We start from the raw sequence: 10,691 nt of genomic DNA, 5'->3' as shown, positions 1-10,691 counted from the left end.
ATGCGGAAGTGTCGGAACTGGCAGACGAGCAAGACTAAGGATCTTGTGAGCATTGCGCTCGTGTGGGTTCAAGTCCCATCTTCCGCATTGGAAATTTCCATGAAATGCGATATGCGGAAGTGTCGGAACTGGCAGACGAGCAAGACTAAGGATCTTGTGAGCATTGCGCTCGTGTGGGTTCAAGTCCCATCTTCCGCATGACTTTAAGGCAGAGCTGTGAATTGCAGCTCTGTTTTTGGCTATATGAAAGTAAATCGAGGAGCGGTTTGCATATTTGTTCTCGTTTCATATACAATATGAGAATTTTGGACACCTTCAGGTTGGAACAGACGATAAAACCAATATTTTTTGAATTTTTTTTTCAGAAAAGAGGAATTTGCGGTTTTGTGTAGAATATAATTAACAGAGGGTATTTTATCGCCGCTGTTTGTCAGACTGTGGAGGAAGTGCTTATGAACATCAGAGAGAATATGGAACAGAGAGAACGGGAACTGTTAAGTCCCTATGCGTCTCACAGCGCAGATACCAGAGGCAGAGACCGGCCGGAAGAGGAATGCGATGTGCGTACCGCATATCAGCGGGACAGGGACAGGATCCTTCACTGCAAGGCTTTTCGCCGCATGAAAGATAAAACGCAGGTGTTTCTGGCACCGCAGGGAGATCATTACCGTACCAGGTTGACGCATACACTGGAGGTATCACAGATCGCCCGTACCATTGCCAAGGCACTCCGGCTTAATGAAGATCTGGTGGAAGCCATCGCTCTGGGACATGATCTGGGACACACGCCTTTTGGACATGCCGGGGAAAGAGCGCTGGATCAGATACATCCTGGAGGTTTTGCCCACTATAAACAGAGCGTCCGGGTTGTGGAAGTACTGGAGAAGAACGGTAACGGACTGAATCTTACCTGGGAAGTCCGTAACGGGATCATGAATCACCGTACCAGTGGAAATCCTTCTACTCTGGAAGGCCAGGTTGTGCGTTTTTCTGACAAGATCGCCTATATCCATCACGATATGGACGATGCTCAGCGTGCGGGAATCATCACAGAAGATGACATTCCTGTTACAATGAGAACTTTTCTCGGATATACCACGAGAGAACGGCTGAATACTTTCGTACATAATATTATAGAGAACAGTATGGATAAAGACAGCATCTCCATGTCGCCTGATGTTTTTGAGGCGATGATGGAACTTCGGGTCCTGATGTTCCGGAATGTCTATGAGAATCCGGTTGCCAAGAAGGAAGAAGATAAAGCCATCAAGATGCTGAGTGAACTATACGAATATTATACAGATCATCCGGAGGTAATGTCCAGAGAATACAGAGAACTGGTGGAATACCGGGGCGTACCGAAGGAACAGGCAGTATGTGACTACATTTCGGGGATGACAGATCAGTATTCCATGGAGAAATTCAGGGAGATCTACATACCGAAGTCCTGGGAGGTCTATTAAATGGAAAAGAGGGATAAACATGCGCTATTCAGATGACATCATAGAAGAAGTCCGAATGAAAAATGACATTGTAGACGTGATATCCCAGTATGTGAAACTGACACGGAAGGGAAGTTCCTATTTCGGACTGTGTCCCTTCCATAATGAGAAAACACCTTCCTTTTCCGTGACGCCGTCCAAGCAGATGTATTACTGCTTTGGCTGCGGGGCAGGAGGAAACGTATACAATTTTATCATGGAATATGAGAATTATTCTTTTGGCGAGGCATTATCCCATCTTGCTGACCGGGCAGGGGTGGAGCTTCCGAAGATCGAATATTCCAGAGAAGCAAGAGAAAAAGCAGAAGAGAGGGCCACGCTCCTTGAGATCAACAAGCTGGCGGCTCAGTATTTTTACTATCAGCTCCGGCGAGAAGGCGGAAAAACTGCCTACGGGTATCTGACAGGCAGAGGACTTTCTGAGGAAACCATCCGGAAATTCGGCCTTGGATATTCGGACAAGTACAGCGATGACCTGTACAAATATCTTAAGAGTAAAGGATACAGTGATGAACTTCTCCGGGAATCCGGGCTGTTCAATGTGGATGAACGGCGGGGAATGTATGACAAGTTCTGGAACCGTGTGATCTTCCCGATCATGGATGTAAATAACCGGGTCATTGGTTTCGGAGGCCGTGTCATGGGAGATGGCAAGCCCAAGTACCTGAACTCACCGGAGACGAAGATCTTTGACAAGAGCCGGAATCTTTACGGACTGAACGTGGCCAGGACCACCAGGAAGAATTATCTGATCCTCTGCGAGGGATATATGGATGTGATTGCCATGCATCAGGCAGGTTTTACCAATGCGGTGGCATCTCTTGGAACTGCGCTGACATCCGGACACGCGAGCCTTGTGAAACGTTACACCAAGGAAGTCCTGCTTCTTTATGACAGTGACGGCGCAGGTATCCGGGCGGCCCTCCGTGCAATCCCGATCCTTCGGGAGGCAGGGGTTACATCCAGGGTGGTAAGCCTGAAACCATGGAAGGATCCGGATGAGTTTATTAAAAATGAGGGTGCGGAGGCTTTTGAAGAGCGTCTGAACCAGGCGATGGACAGTTTTATGTTCCGTGTGCATATTGCAGAACAGGAATTTGCGATGGATGCGCCCCAGGGACAGAATCAGTTTTTTGAGCGGTGTGCCGAAATGCTGCTGGAACTTTCCGACGAACTGGAGAGGAATCTTTATATAGAAGCAATTGTGAAGGAATATGGCCGTTACGGAGTGGGCACGGAGGATATCCGAAAAAGAGTCAACACACTGGCTCTGAAAGGAACGCCTGCAGAGAAACGGATCCAGCCGAAATCCGGGACTCCAGAAACAAAGAAAAAAGAATCCGCCGCAGATAAGGCCCAGAAGCTGATGCTTACCTGGCTTGTGAATTATCCGGGGATCTTTGAACAGGTGGAGAAATATATTTCACCGTCAGATTTTGTGGTGCCGCTGTATAAAGAAGTGGCCCAGATGCTGTTTGACCAGCATAAGGAGGGAGAGACCAATCCGGGAAAACTTCTCAATGTATTTACAGACAGCGAGGAACAGAGAGAAGTGGCATCACTTTTTAATGCCACCATCCATCTGGAAAACGAAGGAGAACAGCAGAGAGCCTTTTCTGATACGCTGCTGCGGATCAAGGAAGAGAGCCTCAAAGAAAAAAACCGTACCTGGGACCCGTCAGACATGGCAGGGCTTCAGGAACTGATAAAAGCAAAAAAAGAACTGGAAGACCTTGGAAGAAAGAGGCAGCAGCTGCATATTTCTTTCAATTAAGGATAAAATATAAACACTATATGGAGGTATAGAGCACCTATGGAAATGAATATGGCAAAATTCAGCGAGAAACTTGTAGAGCTTCTTGAACTTGCGAAAAAGAAAAAGAATGTGCTGGAATATCAGGAGATCAGTGACTTCTTCAAGGACTCTCCACTGGAAGTAGATCAGATGGAGAAAGTCTTTGATTTCCTGGAGGCCAGCGGTGTGGACGTTCTCCGTATCACAGACAACAGCGGTGACGAACTCCTCCTTGATAATGATATGGATATGGATGGAATCGAAGATGAAGAAGAGGTAGAGCTTGACAAGATCGATCTCTCTGTGCCGGAAGGTGTCAGCATCGAAGATCCGGTTCGTATGTACCTGAAAGAAATCGGTAAAGTCAGTCTGTTAAGTGCGGATGAGGAGATCGAGCTTGCAAAAAGAATGGAGAAAGGTGATGAAGCTGCCAAGAAGCGTCTGGCAGAAGCGAACCTCCGTCTTGTTGTCAGCATCGCGAAGCGTTATGTGGGACGTGGAATGCTGTTCCTTGATCTGATCCAGGAAGGTAACCTTGGTCTTATCAAAGCCGTTGAGAAATTTGATTACAGAAAAGGCTACAAGTTCAGTACCTATGCAACCTGGTGGATCCGTCAGGCCATCACAAGAGCCATTGCGGATCAGGCGCGTACTATCCGTATCCCGGTGCATATGGTTGAGACGATCAACAAGCTGATCCGTGTTTCCCGTCAGCTGCTTCAGGAGCTTGGACGTGAACCTACGCCGGAAGAGATCGCTGAGGAGATGGACATGCCGGTAGACCGTGTACGTGAGATCCTTAAGATCTCCCAGGAACCGGTATCTCTGGAAACTCCGATCGGTGAGGAGGAAGACAGCCATCTTGGGGATTTTATCCAGGATGATAATGTTCCGGTACCTGCAGATGCAGCTGCATTTACACTTCTGAAAGAGCAGCTGGTAGAGGTTTTGAGTACTCTTACTGACCGTGAGCAGAAAGTTCTCCGCCTCCGTTTCGGTCTGGACGACGGACGTGCCAGAACTCTGGAGGAAGTTGGTAAAGAGTTTAACGTTACAAGAGAGCGTATCCGTCAGATCGAAGCGAAAGCTCTGCGTAAACTGCGTCATCCCAGCCGCAGCCGCAAGCTGAAGGATTACCTTGACTGATAAAAATATATCCGTACAGCTTTCCATGCGTCTTCGTGCCATTGCCGGTATGGTAACAAAAGGAAACCGGCTGGCAGACGTAGGATGTGACCATGGCTATCTGTCTATCTATCTTGTTGGTGAAAGAATAGTTCCGTCAGCCATTGCCATGGATGTACGTCCGGGACCGCTTTCAAGAGCCAGGGAGAATATTTCCCGCTATGGCCTTGAAGATTACATAGAGACCCGTTTAAGTGATGGTCTTACAAAGCTTGAGCCGGGGGAAGGTGATACCCTGGTGATCGCGGGAATGGGCGGTCCTCTGATGGAAAGGATATTAAATGAGGGAGCGAAGGTCCGGGAGGGGTTTCAGGAACTGATCCTGCAGCCTCAGTCGGACCTTCCTCATTTCCGGCATTTTCTCTCTGAGATCGGCTGGGAGATCGTAAGAGAGGAAATGATAAAAGAAGACGGAAAGTTTTATCCTATGATGAAAGCGGTACGAAATAAAACCGGTAAAAAGATCATGTATACAGAGGCAGAAGCCTGGTTCGGGCCTCTCCTTCTGGAAAAATGCCATCCGGTTCTGAAGGAATATCTTCTCCGGGAGGCATCCATCCGTAAAAAAATACTGGCAGATCTTTTTTCCGGGGCAGGGACTTCATCTGCCTCTGCAAAAGACCGTCTTGCAGAAGTAAAGGAGGAAATGGAGCTGATAAAGTTAGCTCTTGGACGATATGAAAGCATATGAACTGATCGAATGGCTGAATGAACATCATCCGCAGAAATTTGCGGAGGAATGGGATAATGTGGGACTTCTGGTGGGAGATGATCAGAAAGAAATCTCCCATGTATTTCTTGCACTGGACCTCACAGAACCGGTGCTGGATGAGGCAGTGACAGCTGGTGCGGATATGATCCTTACCCATCATCCCATGATCTTTTCCGGGATCAAGAAGATCAACAATCATACCTTTACCGGAAGGAAGATCTTACGTCTGATCCGGGAGGATATCCCGTACTTTGCCATGCATACCAATTATGATGTGATCGGTATGGCAGATTTAAGCGCAGATTATCTGAAACTTCAGGATACAAAGGTGCTTACAGTTACCGATGAGTCCGGGGAGCAGCCGGAGGGATTCGGCCGCGTGGGAAAACTTCCCCGTGCCATGACTCTTGGCGAGTTTGGAAAATATGTAAAAGAATGCAATTGCCTTCCAGATGTGCGGGTTTACGGCGATCTGGATCAGAGGATCGAGACTGTGGCAATCTGTACAGGAAGCGGAAAGAGCATGATCCGTGATGTGATGGCAGCCGGTGCGGATGTGTATGTGACCGGAGATATTGATTATCATACTGCCATTGATACCATGGCGGATGGACTGGCGATCGTAGATGCGGGACATTATGGCACGGAGTATATTTTTGCGGAAGCCATGGAGAGGGAACTGAATGAAGCGTTCCCGGATCTTAAGACGACCTGCGCCAGTGTGAAAAATCCATATATTGTTTTATAAGTATAAGCCTGTGGAGGTGAGTGTTATGGAACAGACGATGATAAAAGTGACCATAAACGGAGAAACAAGGGAATACCCCAAGATGACCCCATATTCCGAGATTGTAAAGGATTATGAGGGAGAAACAGAGTATCCGGTGATTCTTGTAACTGAGAACGGAAAACTCCGAGAACTTCACAAGAAGCTGCGGCATGACTGTACCCTGGGATTTATAACCACAAAGGACAGTGCCGGCCGTAAAACCTACCGGCGAAGTGCGATCTTTATCCTTCTGAAAGCAATTTTTGATGTGGCCGGAAAGGAAAATGTGGATCATGTGGTAATCCATTATTCTCTGGGGAATGGTCTTTATTTTACCATGAAAGGCAGTGCAACCCTGGATCAGGAGCTTCTTGACCAGGTGAAAGTGCGGATGCGGGAGCTGGTAGATCAGAAAATTCCGATCTACAAACGCAGTGTCAGCACGGATGATGCCATTTCCATGTTTCGCAGGCATCATATGTATGACAAAGAAAAACTGTTCCGTTACCGCCGTGTTTCCAGGGTAAATATTTACAGTCTGGAGAATTTTGAGGATTATTTTTACGGTTTTATGGCACCGGATACCAGTTATGTGCAGTATTTTGACCTGCAGCTTTATGACGAAGGTTTTGTACTGATCCTTCCGCGTCAGAAAACACCGGATGTTCTGGAGGATTTTGAGCCGCAGGATAAGATCTTTCATGTGCAGAAGGAATCGGAAGAATGGGGCGACAAGCTGGATGTTGCCACTGTGGGGGACCTCAATGACCGGATCACCAGAGAGGGTGTTCAGAGCCTGATGCTGATCCAGGAGGCGCTTCACGAGGCGAAGATTTCTTCCATTGCCGAGGAGATCCAGAGAAGAGGAAATGTGAAGTTTGTAATGATCGCAGGTCCTTCTTCTTCAGGAAAGACCAGTTTTTCCCACAGGTTGTCCATTCAGCTTGCAGCTCATGGCCTGAAGCCTCACCCCATCGGTGTGGATAATTATTTCGTGAACCGGGAGCATACCCCGCTTGATGAATTCGGGGAAAAGAATTTTGAGTGCCTGGAAGCCATTGATATCAAGCAGTTTAATGAGGATATGCTGAATCTTCTTGCTGGAAAGAAAGTGGATCTTCCTACTTTTAATTTTAAGACCGGATACAGGGAATACCGGGGAGATCAACTTCAGCTTGGAAAAGATGATATCCTGGTGATCGAGGGAATCCACGGGCTTAATGACAAACTGAGCTATGCCCTTCCAAAAGAGAGCAAGTTTAAGATTTATATCAGTGCTCTGACACAGCTGAATATTGATGAACATAACCGGATCCCGACTACAGATGGCAGGCTGATCCGCCGGATTGTCCGTGATGCGCGTACACGAGGAACTTCTGCAAAGGATACCATTGCAAGATGGCCGTCTGTACGGCGTGGTGAGGAGCAGAATATTTTTCCATTCCAGGAGGAGGCGGATGTGATGTTTAATTCCGCTCTTGTGTATGAGCTTGCCTGCCTGAAGGTTTATGCGGAGCCACTGCTTTTTGGAATTGATAAGAGTGAGCCGGAGTATCAGGAGGCGAAGAGGCTTCTGAAGTTCCTGGATTATTTTGTGCCGGTGCCCTGTGAGGGGGTTCCGTTTAACTCGCTTCTGAGGGAGTTTATCGGTGGCAGCTGTTTTAATGTATAATAAATAAAGATATGTGTAGATAGAAGGCTCTGTGCAGTGCAGATATCGGTTGGCGCAAAGATGGGATTGTTCTGATTTTCTCTGTGCGTAGGATCTGTGGTGTATGGAGTCTTTTGGGTGTGGATCAAAAAAAGTTAAAGTTCTTTGCGGCGTATAGATGTCGGCTAGAGTTTACAGGACTTAAAGGAAAGGGAAAATGATCATGAGAGAGAAAGTGCAACTGACAAAATTGGCTCCAAACTGTGGCTGTGCGGCAAAAGTGGGACCGGGAACCCTAGCAGGGGTTCTTGGCGGACTGCCGAAGTTCTGCGATCCGGATCTTCTGGTGGGGACGGATACTTCGGATGATGCGGCGGTTTACCGGGTGTCCTCTGATCTGGCGCTGATTCAGACACTGGATTTTTTTACGCCTGTGGCGGATGATCCTTATGATTTCGGTCAGATCGCGGCGGCGAATGCGTTGAGTGATGTGTATGCCATGGGTGGAACTCCGAAGACGGCTTTGAATATTGTGGCGTTTCCCAAACATATGGATGTGGAGATCCTGGGGGAGATTTTGCGTGGTGGTGCGGATAAGGTGATGGAGGCTGGCGCGGTTCTTGCCGGTGGCCATACGATCCAGGATGATACGCCGAAGTATGGGCTTAGTGTGACGGGTTTTGTGGATCCGAGGAAGTTTTGGAAGAATTTTGGGGCGCAGACGGGGGATAAGCTGATTTTGACGAAGCCGCTGGGTGCGGGGATCGTGAATACGGCGATCAAGGCAGATCTGGTGACGGAAGGTGCCCGTAGGGCGGTGTTGGATTCCATGAAGAGGTTGAACCGGGATGCCTGTGAGATTTTGAAAGAGTTTGAGGTTCATGCCTGTACGGATGTGACGGGGTTTGGTCTTGGAGGGCATGCCACGGAGATGGCTGTGGCCAGTGAGCGGACGATCGTGATTGATACGGAGAAGTTGCCGGTGCTTCCGGATGTGGAGAAGTTTGCTTCTATGGGCCTGATCCCGGGTGGGGCTTACCGGAATCGGGAGTTTGCTGAAAAAACTGGTGTGAAAAGCCAGGCGGTGCTCTGGAGGGAGGATGTGGTGTTTGATCCGCAGACTTCCGGGGGACTGTTGGCGGCGGTGCCGGAGAGAGAGGCAGCGGAGATTATGAAAAGAATGGGTGAGGCTGGATTGGAGGCTGGAATGATCGGTGAGGTTGTGGATAGACGGGAGTGGACGTTGGAGATTTGGTAGGTGGCCGGACGCCAGAGGGAGCTGGCATCGATCCGGATAGGGATTTTGTGAGATGGCTAAAAGTGTTGGTGGGCAGAGGGACGCCAGAGGGAGAGGATATCGGCCCGGGCAGGGACTCCATCGGGAGATGCTGCTGGTTTCGTGAGAGGGATGTAAAACCTAACGCCAGAGGGAGAGGATATCGTTCCGGGCAAGGACTCCGTCGGGGGATACAACTAAGATTCCGGAAGGTGGCTAAAACCATTGCGGCAGGGCCAGAACTCGCCGTTGGCTCAAACAGCTGACCCTGCCGCAATAACGCCCCCTCCCGCAACCTAAGTTGTATCCCCCCTCCTCCGCAACAGCCCGAACCGATATCCTCTCCCTCAGGCTGGCATTTCCGGCCGGTAGGAAAAAACATAAAATACGTGGCGGGGACGGAAGCGGACGCGGGGCGTCCTGTCCTGGGAGTGTGAAAGTGTGGCTGTATCGGCACAGCCTCCCAGCATAAATATCGAAGAATCCAGGAACTAGTTCGGCACAGCGTTCCACTTTGAATTCCGTAGCATACAGACAAAAGTCAGCAACTATACACTTGCAACAACGAAGAACTCCTTCCGTGCCCAACGGGGTGGGAGCGCGAGGGAGGGCGTTCGGGCCAATGCCATTTAGTTAGAACATTTTGTATATGAACCTTTATATTACATTCTTTAATGTTTTGAATTTTAAATCCTTTAAGGTAAAAAATGCACAGACTCTCCCCCTGGGCAGAAACCTTCTTTTTATCCTTTAAATATCTTGTGTTTTTATTCAAAAAAAGTTATAGTATTTTTATATTAAAACACCCGGTATACAAAGCTTACAAAACCTTTCCTCTTTTTGGTGCGGGGGAACTTCCGGCTGGGCTTGACCGGAACCAGGTAATGTAACAGGAGTGTCTCGATATGAGGCGGAATGGTAGGACTGCTTTTTTGAAGGAAAGCTTTACAGATATGTACAGCCATGGTGAAATTCACCTGGTAAGTGTATTTTGTTTTTTTTTCTGATGGGTGCTTACATGTGGGGTAATGGATTCACAGAAATTATACATGATAACACGTGCGTATATCTCCTGTTCTACATATTCCGCCTTTTTTGAATGAAAGCAGGAGAGTCCAACGCTGTATTTCAGTTTTCGGAACGATGTTTCGATCCCCCATCTCAAATGGTATAATTCCTTAATCCTCCACGGAGGAAATGCATCTCTTTTAAGATTCGTAACGATACATTCGTATTCACCGGTATCCAATAAAAACCGTACTATTCTTAATTTCATAGGATAAACTGCCTGTTTTCCATCTTTTTCCAGATCCAGGAAATCAAACACGGATCTTGGGGAAAGCTTTTTATATCGGACAGGATCTTTTTTCGAATGCACCGTACTCCGCGTGATAAAGAATTATATCCCCGGTCAGCCAGTATGATCGTTTTCGCAGGGGAGTCGATATTTCCCAGCATCTGGACCAGGGCACGTGATTCATTGCTGACCATTGTTTTTTCAATCCGTATATCTGTATACTTTTTATTGCAAAGATCATACAGTGCATGGAGATGGAGCTGATTGGAACCTCTCTTTCCATAGAGAGAGGATCGTATCCTGAAAGGATATCTTACGTTTTCTTGAAAAATCAATACCAGGGCGAAGGACAAAAGAATCCTTCTGAAGTTCTAATTCAGAAATAGAAGATAGAAGTAATTTATAACTGGAAGCAAAAGCAGAATTCATAAGCGGACCTCCTTTTGTATAGTCAAGACCACCCGCTTAGCGGGTGGCTTGCTCTGTCCCTATAAGGGACTATTC

The 10,691-nt window shown here is 47.8% G+C and carries 9 protein-coding genes and 2 tRNA genes; 9 read left to right on the top strand and 2 right to left on the bottom strand.

Annotated elements, in window-relative coordinates:
• Window positions 1-2: 2 nt before the first annotated feature.
• The 9 genes from G5B06_RS17800 to selD all read left to right on the top strand — a co-directional run bounded on the left by G5B06_RS17800 (window position 3) and on the right by selD (window position 8,872).
• Window positions 3-87, top strand: a tRNA-Leu gene (locus G5B06_RS17800).
• Between the two features lie 26 nt (window positions 88-113).
• Window positions 114-198: transfer RNA gene (locus G5B06_RS17795), tRNA-Leu, on the top strand.
• Between the two features lie 254 nt (window positions 199-452).
• Window positions 453-1,463: a deoxyguanosinetriphosphate triphosphohydrolase gene (locus tag G5B06_RS17790; protein ID WP_173772655.1), complete on the top strand. Its 1,011-nt coding sequence runs from the start codon at window positions 453-455 to the stop codon at window positions 1,461-1,463.
• Between the two features lie 19 nt (window positions 1,464-1,482).
• Window positions 1,483-3,276, top strand: a complete 1,794-nt coding sequence (gene dnaG, locus G5B06_RS17785; RefSeq protein ID WP_173763203.1) for a DNA primase — start codon at window positions 1,483-1,485, stop codon at window positions 3,274-3,276.
• 39 nt (window positions 3,277-3,315) lie between these two features.
• Window positions 3,316-4,443, top strand: coding sequence for an RNA polymerase sigma factor RpoD (rpoD, locus tag G5B06_RS17780; protein ID WP_148447579.1), 1,128 nt, complete (start codon window positions 3,316-3,318; stop codon window positions 4,441-4,443).
• Window positions 4,436-5,173 (top strand): tRNA (adenine(22)-N(1))-methyltransferase, encoded by a 738-nt coding sequence (locus G5B06_RS17775; RefSeq protein ID WP_243279025.1) that lies wholly within the window; start codon window positions 4,436-4,438, stop codon window positions 5,171-5,173. Before rpoD ends, G5B06_RS17775 begins: the two co-directional genes overlap by 8 nt.
• Entirely contained in the window at window positions 5,160-5,942 is a 783-nt protein-coding gene (locus G5B06_RS17770) for a Nif3-like dinuclear metal center hexameric protein (RefSeq protein ID WP_173763204.1), read from the top strand. The genes G5B06_RS17775 and G5B06_RS17770 overlap by 14 nt, the downstream gene beginning before the upstream one ends.
• A gap of 25 nt (window positions 5,943-5,967) precedes the next feature.
• Window positions 5,968-7,635, top strand: coding sequence for a nucleoside kinase (locus G5B06_RS17765; RefSeq protein ID WP_173763205.1), 1,668 nt, complete (start codon window positions 5,968-5,970; stop codon window positions 7,633-7,635).
• Between the two features lie 202 nt (window positions 7,636-7,837).
• Window positions 7,838-8,872, top strand: coding sequence for a selenide, water dikinase SelD (gene selD, locus G5B06_RS17760; RefSeq protein ID WP_330384958.1), 1,035 nt, complete (start codon window positions 7,838-7,840; stop codon window positions 8,870-8,872).
• A gap of 991 nt (window positions 8,873-9,863) precedes the next feature.
• On the opposite strand, the gene G5B06_RS19875 is transcribed toward selD, so the two are convergent.
• Window positions 9,864-10,217 carry a transposase gene (locus G5B06_RS19875; RefSeq protein ID WP_330626660.1) on the bottom strand — a complete coding sequence of 118 codons (354 nt, stop codon included), beginning with the start codon at window positions 10,215-10,217 and terminating at the stop codon, window positions 9,864-9,866.
• Window positions 10,163-10,522: a transposase gene (locus G5B06_RS19870; RefSeq protein WP_215707755.1), complete on the bottom strand. Its 360-nt coding sequence runs from the start codon at window positions 10,520-10,522 to the stop codon at window positions 10,163-10,165. Before G5B06_RS19870 ends, G5B06_RS19875 begins: the two co-directional genes overlap by 55 nt.
• Window positions 10,523-10,691 lie beyond the last annotated feature (169 nt).

The organism is Blautia luti (assembly GCF_013304735.1).
Taxonomy (GTDB): domain Bacteria; phylum Bacillota; class Clostridia; order Lachnospirales; family Lachnospiraceae; genus Blautia_A.
The sequence above is the reverse complement of the archived record's forward strand: the minus strand, read 5'-3'. Positions and strand labels throughout refer to the sequence as shown.

Bases quoted from the DNA above. Each gene is read 5' to 3' on its own strand.
- dnaG (WP_173763203.1), top strand. From the start codon at position 1,483: ATGCGCTATTCAGATGACATCATAGAAGAAGTCCGAATGAAAAATGAC.
- selD (WP_330384958.1), top strand. From the start codon at position 7,838: ATGAGAGAGAAAGTGCAACTGACAAAATTGGCTCCAAACTGTGGCTGT.
- G5B06_RS17765 (WP_173763205.1), top strand. From the start codon at position 5,968: ATGGAACAGACGATGATAAAAGTGACCATAAACGGAGAAACAAGGGAA.
- G5B06_RS17770 (WP_173763204.1), top strand. From the start codon at position 5,160: ATGAAAGCATATGAACTGATCGAATGGCTGAATGAACATCATCCGCAG.
- rpoD (WP_148447579.1), top strand. From the start codon at position 3,316: ATGGAAATGAATATGGCAAAATTCAGCGAGAAACTTGTAGAGCTTCTT.
- G5B06_RS17790 (WP_173772655.1), top strand. From the start codon at position 453: ATGAACATCAGAGAGAATATGGAACAGAGAGAACGGGAACTGTTAAGT.